This window comes from Marinomonas spartinae, assembly GCF_900089775.1.
Taxonomy (GTDB): domain Bacteria; phylum Pseudomonadota; class Gammaproteobacteria; order Pseudomonadales; family Marinomonadaceae; genus Marinomonas; species Marinomonas spartinae.
Window position 1 is genome coordinate 70,762 of sequence record NZ_FLOB01000013.1, and the last position, 14,975, is coordinate 85,736.

Consider the following 14,975-nt stretch of genomic DNA (forward strand, 5'->3'; position numbering starts at 1 on the left):
AACAAGATATGAAATACATTTCGACTCGAGGTAAAGCGCCAGCTCTGTCTTTTAGTGATGTGCTGTTGGCAGGTTTGGCAAACGATGGTGGTTTATATGTACCAGAAACCTTGCCACATTATAGCAAAGAAGAGATTGCTTCTTGGGCGGACCTGAGCTACCAAGAATTAGCGTTTAACGTCATGTGGCCGTTTGTGGAGGGGGATATCCCAGCGGATGCGTTTAAGTCCATGATCCACGATGCCTATGCAAACTTTAATCATCAAGCCATCGCCCCTATGGTGCAAACGGATAACAACGAATGGGTTCTCGAATTATTCCGTGGCCCAACCCTTGCCTTTAAAGATTTTGCATTGCAATTACTTGGTCGATTGATGGATTACGTTTTATCTGAACGTAATGAAAAATTAGTCATAATGGGCGCGACCTCGGGTGATACTGGGTCTGCCGCCATTGAAGGCTGTCGTCATTCAGATCGCTTAAATATTTTTATTTTGCACCCATACCAACGAGTATCAGAAGTACAGCGGCGCCAGATGACGACAGTCATTGACGATAATGTTTTCAATATCGCGGTAAAAGGTAATTTTGACGACTGCCAAGGCATGGTAAAAGCCAGCTTTGCGGACCAGTCTTTTTTAAATGGTGCTAAGTTAGGGGCGGTTAACTCGATCAACTGGGCGCGCATTATGGCGCAGATCGTTTACTACTTTTCGTCCGCTTTGTCCGTTGGAGCCCCACATCGCAAAGTGTCTTTCTCTGTACCAACCGGAAATTTCGGGGATATTTTTGCGGGCTATTTGGCGAAAAAAATGGGCTTGCCGATTGATCAATTGGTGGTTGCGACAAACCAAAACGATATTCTTCACCGTGTTATCGCGCAAAACGATATGAGTCGTCAGTCATTGAACGTGACTCTATCGCCTAGTATGGACATTATGGTGTCCAGTAATTTTGAGCGCTTGTTATTTGATGCCCATGGCCGTGATGGTGCTGCGATTGATGATTTAATGTCGCGCTTTAATAAAGGCGATGTATCGCTGAATGATCAAGCTTGGTCTTATGTGAAAGAGCACTTTGATAGTTACAAAGTCGATGATGAGAAGACTTGTGACGTGATCGCGAAAGTCTTTGCTGATACACAGTATCTGCTTGACCCTCATACGGCGATTGGCCTTGAAGCAGCCCGTCAGTGTCGCAAAGATGCATCGGTCCCAATGATTACCTTAGCAACGGCTCACCCTGTGAAGTTTCCAGAAGCGGTAGAGAAAGCGGGTTGTCAAACGCCAGTGTTGCCTGAGCACATGAAAGATTTGTTCGAGCGTGAAGAGTCTTATACGGTGCTCGACAATAGCTTGAGTGACGTTCAAGCGTTTGTTTCTAATAATATCTAACCGTTAGAGAGCCCGTTGGTTTACGCGGGCTCTTTTCATTTCCAATAAGTAAATCAATCTATGAACCTCATTATTTTAGACCCTAAGCAATCTCTGGGGGAGGGTGTGTATGCGCTGTCCGATCGCCAACAGCTGCACATTAGTCATGTCATCAAGGCCTCATCGGGGGATATCCTCCGTGTAGGGGGGTTGAATGGCAAGATTGGTGAAGGGGTATATCAAGCGCCAGATAAGGAGCCCAAGGGCGATCGTGTTAATGGTACAGGGACCATACATTCCCTCTCGCTTACCTTAGAACCGCCAGCGCCCTTGCCTATAGTGGTTGTGATGGCGTTGCCTCGCCCGAATATGTTGAAGCGGACATTACAAAACATGAGTGCAATGGGCGTGAAAGAAATTTACCTGATTCACTCGGCGAAAGTGGAAAAGAGTTATTGGCAAAGCCCTGTTGTGCAGCCTGATGTGATTGACTCGGTACTCTTGGAAGGGTTGGAGCAAGCAAAGGATACCATGATGCCTAAGTGTCAGTTGGTGCCTCGTTTCCGTCCTTTTGTTGAAGATCAGTTGCCTGAGATTCTGGAAGGAAAGAAGGGGTTGTTAGCGCATCCTTATCAAGCTCAAGCTTGTCCTGTGAATCTTCATGAGCCAAGTGTGTTGGCTCTTGGCCCAGAGGGCGGCTGGAACGAGTTTGAGGTGACTAAATGGCTAGCGGCGGGAATGGAGTCGGTGCATCTTGGAGAGCGGATTTTGCGTGTCGAAACCGTGGTACCTGTCTTGCTGTCACGTTTATATCCAGCAGGGTTATCGTCATAGGAAAATGAAAGTTGTTAGCCCATTGGTAAGGTTTTAATGGGTTCAGCCATAAAAAAATCCCCCAACACTTTTGGTGTTGGGGGATTTTTTATTGAAGCGGTTTGCTGAAACCACTTATTCCATAATTAGCTTTTAGCTGGCTTGGAGCCAATCAAACCATAGTAGGCAATGTACAAGTAACAAACCACTGGCATGATGAAAGAGGCTTGTAGACCAATGTGATCAGCAAGCGAACCTTGAATCACAGGCAAAATGGCACCACCTACAATGGCAAGACAAAGTAACCCCGAGCCTTGGCTTGTTTGAGGGCCTAAGTCTTTTAGTGCCAAACTGAAGATGGTTGGGAACATGATTGAGTTAAATAAACCAATCACTAACACAGACCACATAGCCACGTGACCGTCATTCATAATGGTGCTGATCAAGAGCAAAATCGCGACACTGGCGTTAATCGCAAGCAGTTTGCCAGCCGACATACGTTGCATTAACACGGCACCAATAAAGCGACCAACCATTGCACCGCCCCAGTAGTAAGCTACGTAATGGGCTGCTGTGGCTTCTGGTAAGTTGGCGATATTTTTTAAGCCAAAGAAGTTAACCAATAAGCTACCAATAGACACTTCCGCGCCGACATACATAAAGATGCCAACTGCTCCTAACACCAAATGGCGATGTTTTAAAATGCTGATAGTCGGAGCTGCTGTGTCGTCTGCTTGCTCTTCTTCAGGTTTAGGCAGATGGATGCGAGTAAAGATAAAGGCCAGTGCTAATAGAATGACCGCTAAGCCGATGTATGGAACGATAACACTTTCCGCTTCTTGTGCCTTACTGGCGTATTGACCGACGACAGTAAATAGCAAGGCACCACCCACTAATGGAGCAACAGTGGTGCCTAATGAGTTAAAGGCTTGAGAAAGTGTCAAACGGCTAGAAGCGGTTTCTGATGGGCCCATTACGGTAACAAGTGGGTTCGCTGCAACCTGAAGAATGGTAATGCCTGCTGCCAGTACGAACAGCGCCCCTAAAAAGACTATGTAAAGTTGTGCTTTGGCGGCAGCAACAAACAATAAGCAGCCAGCAGCAGCAATCATCAAGCCAATGCCAATACCCCGTTGAAAGCCTACCTTTTTGACCAAGTTACCGGCCGGAATGGAGATAATGAAGTAAGCCCCAAAGAAGCAAAATTGGATCAACATTGCTTGGGTATAGGAGAGGTCAAAGACTCCTTTTAAGTGGGGGATCAATATATCGTTGAGCGAGGTAATAAAACCCCACATGAAAAATAATGATGTTAAGGCTGTAAGCGCAAATCGGTAATTTGGCTGGCCTTTTGCCGCATCTTGGGAATATGTTGTCATAATTTTTTCCGATAAGTGTTAAAGAGAAAGCTTAATTTTTATCTTTAGATTTTTTAAACACTTTATCTTTGGGCATAGGGGGATTGAACAGTAGTTCTAGCCCAAATCAAAAAAGCGGCTAATCGTAGCATTGGAATATCGACAATGTGTGTAAAAGGGGCTTGGATTATTTGATAAACCTATATCCTTCCTTTTTTATTTCATTAGTGTAAGGAAGTCTTGCGGAATTTTACGCGATTGTAATGAAATTGACGCGGATTTAGATAGAAACGGCTCTAATTAATAGTGCTAGATCGATGAATAGGTCATGACTCTGTCAATCTTGGGTTAACGCTTTATGTTATTATCTAGCGCTGACTAAAATTTCATCTGTGGACTGTCTAAAGTTTTATGCGCATTGAACGTCGCCCCATATTAACGAAAAACAATCATTTTCCTAGCACCATGCCCCCGACCTTGCAGCGTGTATTGATGTCTCGGGAGGTGAGCTCTGTTGACGAACTGGATTATCGGCTCCCACGTTTAATGCGTCCGGAACCTCTTTTTGGCTTAACCGATGCTGCGAACATTTTGGCGGATGCCATTGTAGCAGGTCAGAAAATTCTTATTGTCGGAGACTTTGATGCGGATGGTGCCACCAGCACCAGCTTAGGCATACTGGCATTAGAAGCGATGGGGGCTATTGCGCCGGAGTATTTAGTGCCCAACCGCTTTGAGTTTGGTTATGGCCTCACGCCTGAAATTGTGGAGGTAGCCAAAGACAAACAGCCTGCTGTCCTGATCACGGTGGATAACGGCATTGCCAGTATCGATGGGGTATTCGCTGCAAAGTCCTATGGTATGAAGGTGGTGGTAACGGATCACCATTTACCGGGTGCGGCGCTGCCGCAAGCCGACGCGATCGTCAACCCCAACCACCCACAATGTGGCTTTGAAAGCAAAAATCTGGCGGGTGTCGGGGTGATTTTTTATGTCATGAGCGCGTTGCGTGCCGAACTCAAGCGTCGCCATTGGTTCGAAGAACAGCATATAGCCATGCCGAATTTGGCAGAGTATTTGGATTTGGTGGCGTTAGGGACGGTCGCGGATGTGGTGCCCCTAGACAGTAATAACCGCATTTTGGTGCAGCAAGGTATTAAACGTATCCAAGCGGGCCAAGCTCGTCCTGGCATTTTGGCCCTATTAGAGGTTGGGCGCCGTGACCATACACAATTAAAGGCGTCTGATCTGGGATTTGTGGTTGGCCCAAGGCTCAATGCGGCTGGACGCCTTGACGATATGTCGGTGGGAATTGAGTGTTTGCTTGCCGTACATTCTCATCAAGCACGTCAATTGGCTCAGCAGTTAGATCAATTCAACAGAGAGCGAAAAACCATAGAAGCGGACATGAAAGAGCAAGCTGAATTGGCATTGGCCTCTCTGAAAGAGGATGCGCAAGCCATGCCTAATGGTATGTGCTTTTATGACCCAGATTGGCATCAAGGGGTGATTGGGATTTTAGCCTCACGAATGAAAGAGAAGTGCCATCGACCGGTGATTGCTTTTGCGCGAGTTTCAGAGGATGAGCTTAAAGGCTCGGCTCGGTCGATACCCGGAGTGCATATTCGTGATGCGTTGGATTTATTGGCAAAGCGTTATCCTCAGCTGCTAAGTAAATTTGGTGGTCATGCAATGGCTGCAGGCATGTCGATCAAAGAGTCCCATTATGAGGCATTTCGTTTGGCGTTTGATGTCATTATCAGTGAATGGGTGACGCCAGAACAGTTGGAAGCCGTTGCCTGGACCGATGGGCCACTGGCACCTGAAGATTTCAGTTTAAGTTTTGCCGAGCAAGTGCGTTTATCTGGGCCTTGGGGGCAAGCGTTTCCTGAGCCGAGTTTTGATGGGGTATTTGATATTTTGCAGCAGCGCCTTGTGGGGGAAAAGCATTTGAAGTTGATGGTGCGTGAACCCAATAGTGGCTTACTGCTGGATGCGATTCGCTTTTTTGTGGACTTGGAACAGTGGCCCAATGAGCAGTGCAAGCAAGCGCACTTGGTCTATAAACTGGATATCAATGAGTTTCGGGGCCAGCGCAATTTACAGCTATTGGTCGACCATATTGAACCAGCCTAATGTCGTTTCAGGTTTTGTCAGAGAAGAAAAAATCACCAAGCTGCCTATCCAGCAAAAAGTTGAGGTATAATGCCTCTCCCTCAATCCACCACTTATTAATTTTGCAGGAGTTCATCCATGACTGCACAGGTTCTTGACGGCAAGCTTTGCGCCAAAGAAACCGAAACCCGTCTGCAAGCGCAAGTTGCACAGCTGAAAGAGCACACAGGCGGCACCCCTATTTTGGCAACCATTCTTGTTGGAGCGGATCCAGCTTCCGCGACCTATGTAAAAATGAAAGGCAATGCTTGTCGTCGTGTTGGTATGGATTCAATGGCGATAGAATTGCCGGAGACCACCACCACTGAGCAACTGCTTGCTAAAATTCAAGAACTGAATAACAACTCGGATGTGCATGGTATTTTGCTTCAGCATCCCGTACCAGCGCAAATTGATGAGCGCTTGTGTTTTGATGCGATCGCCGCTCATAAAGATGTTGATGGTGTGACTTGTCTTGGTTTTGGCCGTATGGCTATGCAAGAGCCAGCTTATGGTGCTGCGACACCTGCTGGCATTATGCGTTTGCTGGAGGCCTACGATGTAAATCTGGAAGGTAAGCACGTTGTGGTTGTGGGTCGTAGTCCCATTCTGGGTAAGCCAATGGCGATGATGATGCTGAATGCCAATGCGACAGTAACGATTTGCCATTCTCGTACGCAAAATCTCCCCGACTTTATTAAACAAGCGGATGTGATCGTTGGAGCGGTAGGTAAGCCGGAATTTATTAAAGCCGAATGGATCAAAGATGGCGCCATCGTTGTCGATGCGGGTTACCATCCAGGTGGCGTAGGAGACATTGAGCTGGCGCCATTAGTTGACCGTGTGGCCGCTTACACGCCTGTTCCTGGTGGAGTGGGTCCGATGACAATCAACACCTTGATTTTACAAACACTCGAGTCAGGTCTTAAACAGCTGGCTTGAAACTCTCATAATACTTCCCCATATTAGAGGGTGTCGCAAAAGGTAGCGAGCGAAGATAAGGCAAGGCAAAAATCGCTGAAAAAGCAGAGTTTATACATACCTATAAATGAGCATTTTGAGGCGGTTTTTAACACTGAATTATCAAGCACAGTAGTTTTGCAACAGCCTCTATTATCTAAATGGATAGTATAAAATAGGGAGCCGTGCCTAAGTCGGGTACGGCTTCTTGCTTTGCAGCCTTTGCTCTGATTTCAAAAGCGCTATGTTTCAAGAGCAATATAGGTTTTTCTTAAAGTGAACAGAAATAGGTAGACATTCCATGTCCACAGAAATGTTAAAAGACGCGTTAGATTTTGACCTCATTGCTGACGTGTTTGTCACCGAATCCATTACCGCGTCACCCGCCGAATTACATGGTCAATTATGTGGCTATCTGGCATCTGGTGTTGCCTTGCCATTAGAAGATTGGCTCACCATGGTGGTAGAGTTTTGTGATATTGAAGGCTGGCAAGAAGAGGCGAGTCGTGCCGCGATTGTGGAGCTTTATACCGCGACACTGACCCTGTTCCAAAATGGTGAATACGCTCTTGTTCCTTGTATCAGTGACGATGATTCGCCCCTAAGCGAGCGTGGAACAACATTGTCGCAATGGGCGCATGGCTTCTTGGCGGGCTATGGTTTGTCGGGCCAAAAGAAAGATTTATCCGAAGAAACCAAGCAAATTCTACGTGATTTTGCCAATATTTCTGGTATGAAAGCGCAAATGGAAACCCTAGAAGAGAACAATGATAATGAGGCGGATTTGACCGAGTTGGTTGAATACGCTCGTTTGTCGGCCATGATGCTCTATTCTGAGCACCATGAAGTGAATCCAGATGTGGATCATACCAAACAATCTTCAATACACTAATCCCAAGTTATCGTGTCGGCTAGCGTGATGGACGGCCAATCAATATAAGAGAGAGTAGGATGAATACAGAAAGTCTGATAGTAGAGAAGCACACATACCAAGCTCGTCGTCAGCGTTTGATTGAGTCACTTCCAAACAACGCGGTCGCCATTATTCGCACAGGTGAGCTTGCTACTCGTAATAATGATTGTGAATACGAATTTCGTCCTCACAGTAGTTTCTTCTATTTAACTGGGTTTCCTGAGCCCAGTGCCTATGCCTTGATCAAGGGCAACGGTGATACGCTTCTGGTGACGTTACCTAAAGACCCGGAAAGAGAGCAATGGGACGGCTTTCGTTATGGTGTAGAGGGCGCGATGAAGGAATTTGGTGTGAATGACGCCACTACCACTGATGAACTGGATAAGACTGCATTGGCATTTTTAGACGGTGCAGAACAGGTTGCGTTTTTATTCGGTGATGACCATCTGCGTCAACAGCTGATGGGCTGGCGCGATCAATTGGCTGCCCGCGCCCGCGCGGGGGCGGTCGCGCCGACTAGTTTGATTGATTTGACTCCTTATATTGCTGAGATGCGCTTGCACAAAGACGAAGAAGAAATTGTCTTATTGGAAAAAGCGGCTCAAATCAGCGTAGAAGCGCATAAACAAGCCATGCGAACCGTTCGTCCAGGTATGAAAGAGTACGAGCTAGAAGCAGAATTAAATTATGTCTTTATGAAGTCTGGCGCGCGTCAGCCTGCTTATAACAATATTGTCGCCTCTGGCAGTAATGCCTGTGTATTGCATTACATCCAAAATGACCAAACCATTAAGCAAGATGATCTTATCCTAATTGATGCGGGGGCGGAGTATGGCTGTTATGCTGGAGATATTACCCGTACCTTCCCAGCCAGTGGGAAATTCACCGAGCCCCAAGCCATCTTATATCAAGTGGTGTTGGACGCTTATCATGCAGGCATGAAAGAGCTTAATGTGGGGACGCCTTATGAGTCTTATCATAATGCGGCAGTCAGAGTGTTGACGCAGGGCTTGGTCGAACATGGATTGCTAAAAGGGGAAGTGGATTCCCTGATCGAAAGCAAAGCCTACCGTGATTTCTATATGCACAATACGGGACATTGGTTAGGCTTGGATGTGCATGATTGTGGTGCCTATAAAATCAATGGCGAGTCCCGTTTATTGGAAGAAGGCATGACCTTGACCATAGAGCCTGGTCTCTATGTTTCACCCGATAATGAATCCGTAGATCAAAAGTGGCGTGGTATCGGTATTCGCATTGAAGACGATATTTTGATCCGCAAAGAAGGGCCCTATGTACTCACCCATGGTCTGCCAAAAGAGATTGCTGAAATAGAAGCTTTTATGGCAGAAAACCGATAGCAAGCAATATGATAAAACTAGTCAGCCTATGACGTTGTTAGTCAGCTGATAGGCTGCAGTAACCTGATGAATCACAATAAATGGAGCAGTAAAGATGGCAAAGCAATACGATGTAATAGTGGTCGGAGCCGGTATGGTTGGCGCACTCGCTGGAATTTTGCTTGCTCAGTCATCGTTACGTGTTGCTATTATTGATAAAAACGATGGACGTTATCCCCTGTCCACACCACCACATTATGATGCGCGAGTCAGTGCTCTTTCTAGTCAATCTAAGACGCTCCTTGAGTCGTCTGGGGCGTGGCAACGTATTGATCAAAATCGTCTGGCGGCCTACAACAACATGGTTGTCTGGGATGGCTTAGGACAAGGCTACATTGACTTTAATGCGCAAAAAGCTGCCATGCCGGAATTAGGGCACTTGGTCGAAAACAATGTCTTATGTGATGCCTTAATAGAGCAAGCTAAACAAGAGTCGAACATTGATTTATACTTTGAAGAAACCTTGGCATCTCATCAGTTAAGTGACGCGGGCGTTAAGGTGGAGTTGGCTTCTGGTCTTCCGTTAGAGGCACAAACCCTGATTGCCGCAGATGGTGCCTTGTCTTTACTGAGAACGCAAAATGCGTTCGATACGGTAGAGTGGGATTACGGTCATCATGCGATTGTTGCGACCTTAGAAATAGACCATTTCCATGAGAATACGGCGTGGCAGTGTTTTGGTGAAGAGGGGATTTTGGCGTTTCTCCCCTTGCCGGATGTAGATGATCGACACTTCGTCTCAATTGTTTGGTCGGTGCCGCCTAAAGAAAGTGATGCCTTAATGGCGCTTGATGACAACGCGTTTGCCACCCGTTTGCATTATGCCATTGGTAAGCGCTTTAAGGTGTTAGGGCTAACCACGAAACGCTATGCGATTCCACTGCGTCAGCGTCATGCGAAGCAGTATGTTAAGTCAGGTCTAGCCTTGATTGGTGATGCTGCACACACCATTCATCCGTTAGCAGGGCAGGGAGCGAACTTAGGTTTTGGTGATGTGAAAGCGCTGGTGGCGGTACTGACAAAAGCAAAAAAACGTGGTGAACACCTTGGGCAGTCTCGGGTATTAAGGCGTTTTCAGCGTGCGCGTATGTTAGATAATATTGCGATGGCTGCTGGTATGGAAAGTTTCAAACGTTTGTTTGCAACGCAAAACCCCCTTATTGTGCAACTGCGCAATATAGGAATGAAAGGATTTCATAATACGCCAACGTTAAAACAAAAGCTGGTGGCTAGGGCTGCTGGTTTATCCTCTTTCTCCTAGCCATAAGGCAGCGGAATAAATATTATTGAGCCGGATTGCAAAACGCTACTTTTTTGAGATTGCAAAGTCCATACTGTGACATAGGCTGATGTTGTCTTATTGATAAGAAGTAGAGGCAGTGCTTTATGCAAATATCAACATTATTAAAACAAACGGATAAGCTCCCTAATGTACCAGATGTCGTTTTAGAGTTGATCGAAGCCTTGAAAAACCCTGATGTTCATTTCTCTGTTATAGCGGAAAAAGTGGCACACGATCAGACCATTTCTTTGAAGGTATTACGCGCGGTTAACTCTGCCTATTTTGGCTTGTCTAGGAAAGTCTATTCGATTGATGAGGCCATCGCTATTCTCGGTACGAATAAATTAAAAACCATGGTGATTGCCTCTGGTTTTGTTAACTCGGTTGAGAGTGTTCAAGGGCTTGATTTAAAAGGTTTTTGGTATGACTCCTTTGCCGTCGCGGAGTTAGCTCAGTGGTTAGGCAAACGTACTAGCTTAGTGGATGATGACGAGGCTTTTACGGCGGGAATTGTTCATAATATTGGACGGCTATTGCTGCATCTTGCTGAATCTGAATTAGCCATTTCAATTCAAGAGCAAATCAGGCAGGGTAAAGGGAGTCGATTTAGGATAGAAACGGAAGCGCTTGGTTTTACGACGCAAGACGCGGGTAAAGCCTTATTAGATCTATGGAAGTTTCCCCCTGAATTAGGCGAGGCGGTGAAGCATCATAAACGTCCTTTTGCTGAACAGCAGCCTCCTCAGCCTTTAGCCTGTATCTTAAATTTAGCTTGTTATTTCAATGCTTGCATTCGAAACGAACGAGAGATGGAGACTGTTCATGAAGGTTTGCCGTTAGCGGTTGTCAAAGCGGCAGGCATAACGCCTCTAACCTTAGATGATGTAGACCAAGCACTTAATTTGGATAACGAACTTAGCTATATTATGTATTAACGGATGACAATGTCAGATAATTAGCTGTCATCCATTTGTTGATGTTTACATGGATGACAATGTCAGATAATTAGCTGTCATCCATTTGTTGATGTTTACATGGATGTAGATGGCTAGAAGGATGATGTCGTCGGCGTAGTGACTAAGGTAAGAAAATATAAACGCACCTTCCATGGTATATTGATTAAGCTGAATTCTTTATAGTGGTTATTTGAATGGTAGACCGTCAGGCGTCTTATTCAGTGCCGATGCCTTGCTCTTTACATACTTCTACTAACCCTTCAAAATCGTATTCCGTCAGGTCTAGGTGTTCAAGAACAAAATGTTTATTGTTATTCCATTCGTAATCTTCTTCGGCACAGCCCAAGTGTTTGTATGTACTGGCGATGTGCTCTGACATTTTCAGAATGGCTGCAAAGGTGAGATTGGTGGTGTCTCCTGGTACTCGATTGGTAAATAGGCGATCAATTCGGTGATGATAAGCGATGACGGCACAACAGCTCTTTGGTAGCCCCCAAGATTTTGCGAGGTAGTAACCAACAACGGAGTGGTTGGTCTTAAACGTTTGGTTCTCAACATTGGTAAGCTCAAAGTTCTCATCCTGATAACCTTTTATTAGAACGTCTTTATAGCCATCAAAGCGCTTCATCATTAAAGGAATGCCTGCGTTGTGGAAAAGGCCAAGGGCATAACTTTCGTCTTGATATTTGAAGCCTAATTGTTTGGCAATACTTGCGCTAACGGCGGCCACATCCATTGCGTTGTCCCAAAAGGAATGCATGGCTTGAATGGCATCGTCTGACAATTCACTCTTGACCGCTAAGCCATTTACAATATTGGTGATGGTGGTCACACCAAGTAACATGACGGCTTGTTGTATCGAGGTAATTTTTCTTGGTAAGCCAAAAAATGCTGAGTTGACGAATTTTAACACGGCAGCAGATAGGCCCACATCCTGTGAAATGATCTCAGCAATCCGTGTCATATCTGGCTCAGGCATGGCCTGTTCCATATGAAGATCCACCATCACTTGAGGTTGTGGTGGGATGCTAATGCCTTGAAGGACTCGTTTAAGTTGATTTTCATTTAATTCTGAGGACATAAAAAGACCGCTTCACACAAAGACAATTAGGGTTTCAGTAGCGTAATACATGGCAATTGAGCCTGTACGCTTTATAATAGCCTTTTTTAAATGTACTGGGGAAAATTTTGAGCGTTATTCGACTAAAAGGGCAAGCAGATCGTCGTCTTAGAGCAGGCCATCAATGGATCTATAGTAATGAAGTAGATACCAATAAGACGCCATTAAAGCAATTTACACCGGGTGATCAAGTGGTTGTCGAAACAGCACAAGGAAAACCCCTTGGTATTGCGATGGTGAACCCTAATACCTTGATTTGTGGTCGATTAGTGAGCCGAAGTGTGGATACCGTATTGAATAAATCCACCTTGGTGCATCGTATTAAAATTGCCTTGTCGTTGCGTGAAATGGTTTATCCAGGCCCTTATTATCGCCTAGTATTTGGGGATTCGGATGGGTTGTCGGGTTTAGTCGTGGATCGTTTTGCCGATATTCTAGTGATACAGATTTCGACAGCGGGCATGGAGCGTTTGAAAAACGAGATTGTCGAAGCCCTACAGGAAGTCATCAAGCCGAGTGCGATTTTGTTGAAAAACGATGGCAAAATGCGTCAAATCGAAGGGTTAGAGACGTACGTAGAAGAAGCTTTTGGAACCGTTCCTGAGTTGGTTTTTTTGCAAGAAAACGACGTTTTATTTCAAGCGCCTGTGTGGGATGGACAAAAAACGGGTTGGTTTTATGATCACAGAGAAAATCGTAAAACCATGCAAGGTTTTTGTGATGGTAAGCGAGTGCTGGATGTTTTTTCTTATGTAGGTGGTTGGGGTGTGCAAGCGACCGCTGCTGGAGCAACCGATGTCACCTTTATTGATGCATCAGAAAGTGCATTAAGTCACGTGGACGAAAACTTAAAGCTGAACCAATACGAAGGCGATGCGAATCTCATGCATGGTGATGCGTTTGATGCCATGCAATCCTTGATCGACGATAAAGCCCGTTTTGATGTGGTTGTCATGGATCCTCCCGCGTTTATTGCCCGCCGTAAAGACATCAAAGCAGGGGAAGGGGCCTATCATCGCGCCAATCAGCTTGCGATGCGTCTGGTCGCGAAAGGGGGCGTTTTAGTCACCGGCTCTTGTTCTATGCATCTTGAGACCAACCGTTTACATGATATAGTGCGTAGTAATAGTCGCCAACTTGAGCGTTTTTCACAATTAATTTATCGTGGTACACAGGCACCAGATCACCCTGTTCATCCGGCAATAGAAGAAACGGAATACCTAAAAGCCTTGTTCTACCGCATCCATAACAATATGGGATTGTAATATCCCTATGGCCATCTATTGATGGTAAACAAGCCCCTTTGTTTCACTGAGCAAAGGGGTTTTTTATTTTGGTTGTTAATGACTTAGCTGCGAAGGGAAAGGTGCGGCCAACCGCGTTCTTTGGCGATCTTGCTTAGAACGTCGTCTGCGTCAACTGCGACTGGGTGATCGACTAACTCTAATAACGGCAGATCGTTGCGTGAGTCGCTATAGAAGTAGCTCCCCGCCATTGAATAACCGGTTTCTTTAAGCCAGTTGTTTAAGCGGGTTACTTTGCCTTCTTGGAAGCTTGGCACGCCAACAATATTGCCTGTGTATTGTCCGTTAATGACCTCTGGAATAGGGGCAATAATATGGTCCATGCCCAGAGCGGTGGCAATGGGGCCGGTGACAAACTGATTGGTGGCTGTGATCATTAATAAAAAATGACCTTGTTTTTTATGGTCTTGAATCAGGGCGTTGGCTTTTTCTTGCATCATGGGAACTACCTTTTCTGCCATAAAACGCTGATGCAATTGGGTTAACTCTGATGGGGTGAATTGAGTAAGCGGTGCTAGGCTAAAGGCTAAATATTCGTGAATATCTAAGGTACCTGCTTGGTATTGTTGAAAAAAGCGATCATTGGCTTCTTTATAAGCCTGAGTGTCGACCAATTGTTTTTCTACTAAGAATTGTCCCCATGCATAATCACTGTCGCCACTGAGTAGGGTGCCATCTAAATCAAATATTGCGAGCGTCACTGGGTTTCCTTGGGATTGAGAATGATAGAAAGTATAACCTTGAGTACTACAAATAACACGTCTGTCAATTGTGCGGCAAGACGAATTATGGAACAATGAATCAAATTTGTATTTAAGTTAAAAGGTGATAGCTCGTGATTGATGCAGACGGATATAGACCGAATGTGGGCATCATATTGATGAACGAGCGTGGCCAACTTCTTTGGGCGAGACGAGTAGGTCAAAATGCTTGGCAGTTTCCCCAAGGCGGTATAAAGCATGATGAAACACCAGAAGATGCACTATTTCGAGAGTTGAAAGAAGAAATCGGATTGGAGCCTCATCAAGTAGAAATCGTGGGGAAAACCCGAGGATGGTTGCGTTACCGGCTACCCAAACGCATGCTTCGGCATAATAGTAAGCCTTTGTGTATTGGGCAAAAGCAAAAGTGGTTTTTGCTGTCCATTCGATGTGCTGATACCTGCGTGTGTGTTGATGATACCGAATGCCCTGAATTTGATGGTTGGAGATGGGTGAGTTATTGGTATCCATTAGGCCAGGTTGTCTCGTTTAAAAAAGATGTCTATCGACGAGCGTTGAAGGAGTTGATCCCCAATGCCCATCGTAAATTAGAGAAAATAGTAAAGACTAGCTAGGGGAAA

General features: G+C 45.5%; 13 protein-coding genes. 10 read left to right on the plus strand and 3 right to left on the minus strand.

The window, feature by feature from the left end:
• Positions 1-8 precede the first annotated feature (8 nt).
• Positions 9-1,394 (plus strand): threonine synthase, encoded by a 1,386-nt coding sequence (gene thrC / locus MSP8886_RS18600; protein WP_067019413.1) that lies wholly within the window; start codon positions 9-11, stop codon positions 1,392-1,394.
• Between the two features lie 60 nt (positions 1,395-1,454).
• Complete coding sequence (locus tag MSP8886_RS18605; RefSeq protein ID WP_067019416.1) at positions 1,455-2,207, plus strand: 16S rRNA (uracil(1498)-N(3))-methyltransferase; 753 nt, start codon at positions 1,455-1,457, stop codon at positions 2,205-2,207.
• Positions 2,208-2,332: 125 nt separating this feature from the next.
• Here MSP8886_RS18605 and MSP8886_RS18610 read toward each other — a convergent pair whose 3' ends face one another.
• Positions 2,333-3,565 (minus strand): sugar MFS transporter, encoded by a 1,233-nt coding sequence (locus MSP8886_RS18610; RefSeq protein ID WP_067019419.1) that lies wholly within the window; start codon positions 3,563-3,565, stop codon positions 2,333-2,335.
• 390 nt (positions 3,566-3,955) lie between these two features.
• On the opposite strand from MSP8886_RS18610, the gene recJ reads away from it, so the two are divergent.
• The 6 genes from recJ (at position 3,956) to MSP8886_RS18640 (ending at position 11,188) form a co-directional block, all read left to right on the plus strand.
• Positions 3,956-5,680, plus strand: coding sequence for a single-stranded-DNA-specific exonuclease RecJ (gene recJ, locus MSP8886_RS18615; RefSeq protein WP_067019422.1), 1,725 nt, complete (start codon positions 3,956-3,958; stop codon positions 5,678-5,680).
• Positions 5,681-5,797: 117 nt separating this feature from the next.
• Entirely contained in the window at positions 5,798-6,640 is an 843-nt protein-coding gene (gene folD / locus MSP8886_RS18620; protein ID WP_067019426.1) for a bifunctional methylenetetrahydrofolate dehydrogenase/methenyltetrahydrofolate cyclohydrolase FolD, read from the plus strand.
• Positions 6,641-6,959: 319 nt separating this feature from the next.
• Positions 6,960-7,550 carry a UPF0149 family protein gene (locus MSP8886_RS18625; RefSeq protein WP_067019428.1) on the plus strand — a complete coding sequence of 197 codons (591 nt, stop codon included), beginning with the start codon at positions 6,960-6,962 and terminating at the stop codon, positions 7,548-7,550.
• Positions 7,551-7,609: 59 nt separating this feature from the next.
• A complete protein-coding gene (locus MSP8886_RS18630) occupies positions 7,610-8,932 on the plus strand; it encodes an aminopeptidase P N-terminal domain-containing protein (protein WP_067019431.1) in 1,323 nt (440 codons plus the stop codon).
• 94 nt (positions 8,933-9,026) lie between these two features.
• Entirely contained in the window at positions 9,027-10,232 is a 1,206-nt protein-coding gene (locus MSP8886_RS18635) for a UbiH/UbiF/VisC/COQ6 family ubiquinone biosynthesis hydroxylase (RefSeq protein ID WP_067019434.1), read from the plus strand.
• A 125-nt stretch (positions 10,233-10,357) separates the two neighbouring features.
• A complete protein-coding gene (locus MSP8886_RS18640; protein ID WP_067019436.1) occupies positions 10,358-11,188 on the plus strand; it encodes an HDOD domain-containing protein in 831 nt (276 codons plus the stop codon).
• 235 nt (positions 11,189-11,423) lie between these two features.
• Here the strand turns inward: MSP8886_RS18640 and MSP8886_RS18645 are convergent, their stop codons facing one another.
• Entirely contained in the window at positions 11,424-12,290 is an 867-nt protein-coding gene (locus MSP8886_RS18645; RefSeq protein WP_067019439.1) for an HDOD domain-containing protein, read from the minus strand.
• A gap of 107 nt (positions 12,291-12,397) precedes the next feature.
• Between MSP8886_RS18645 and MSP8886_RS18650 the strand changes: the two genes are divergently transcribed.
• Positions 12,398-13,594, plus strand: a complete 1,197-nt coding sequence (locus tag MSP8886_RS18650) for a class I SAM-dependent rRNA methyltransferase (protein ID WP_067019442.1) — start codon at positions 12,398-12,400, stop codon at positions 13,592-13,594.
• An 83-nt stretch (positions 13,595-13,677) separates the two neighbouring features.
• On the opposite strand, the gene MSP8886_RS18655 is transcribed toward MSP8886_RS18650, so the two are convergent.
• Positions 13,678-14,334, minus strand: coding sequence for a histidinol-phosphatase (locus MSP8886_RS18655; RefSeq protein ID WP_067019444.1), 657 nt, complete (start codon positions 14,332-14,334; stop codon positions 13,678-13,680).
• Positions 14,335-14,468: 134 nt separating this feature from the next.
• Here MSP8886_RS18655 and MSP8886_RS18660 point away from each other — a divergent pair, with 134 nt between their 5' ends.
• Entirely contained in the window at positions 14,469-14,969 is a 501-nt protein-coding gene (locus MSP8886_RS18660; protein ID WP_067019447.1) for an RNA pyrophosphohydrolase, read from the plus strand.
• Positions 14,970-14,975: the final 6 nt, after the last annotated feature.

Coding starts and splice junctions, on each gene's coding strand:
- thrC (WP_067019413.1), top strand. CDS start 9: ATGAAATACATTTCGACTCGAGGTAAAGCGCCAGCTCTGTCTTTTAGT.
- MSP8886_RS18605 (WP_067019416.1), top strand. CDS start 1,455: ATGAACCTCATTATTTTAGACCCTAAGCAATCTCTGGGGGAGGGTGTG.
- MSP8886_RS18610 (WP_067019419.1), bottom strand. CDS start 3,565: ATGACAACATATTCCCAAGATGCGGCAAAAGGCCAGCCAAATTACCGA.
- recJ (WP_067019422.1), top strand. CDS start 3,956: ATGCGCATTGAACGTCGCCCCATATTAACGAAAAACAATCATTTTCCT.
- folD (WP_067019426.1), top strand. CDS start 5,798: ATGACTGCACAGGTTCTTGACGGCAAGCTTTGCGCCAAAGAAACCGAA.
- MSP8886_RS18625 (WP_067019428.1), top strand. CDS start 6,960: ATGTCCACAGAAATGTTAAAAGACGCGTTAGATTTTGACCTCATTGCT.
- MSP8886_RS18630 (WP_067019431.1), top strand. CDS start 7,610: ATGAATACAGAAAGTCTGATAGTAGAGAAGCACACATACCAAGCTCGT.
- MSP8886_RS18635 (WP_067019434.1), top strand. CDS start 9,027: ATGGCAAAGCAATACGATGTAATAGTGGTCGGAGCCGGTATGGTTGGC.
- MSP8886_RS18640 (WP_067019436.1), top strand. CDS start 10,358: ATGCAAATATCAACATTATTAAAACAAACGGATAAGCTCCCTAATGTA.
- MSP8886_RS18645 (WP_067019439.1), bottom strand. CDS start 12,290: ATGTCCTCAGAATTAAATGAAAATCAACTTAAACGAGTCCTTCAAGGC.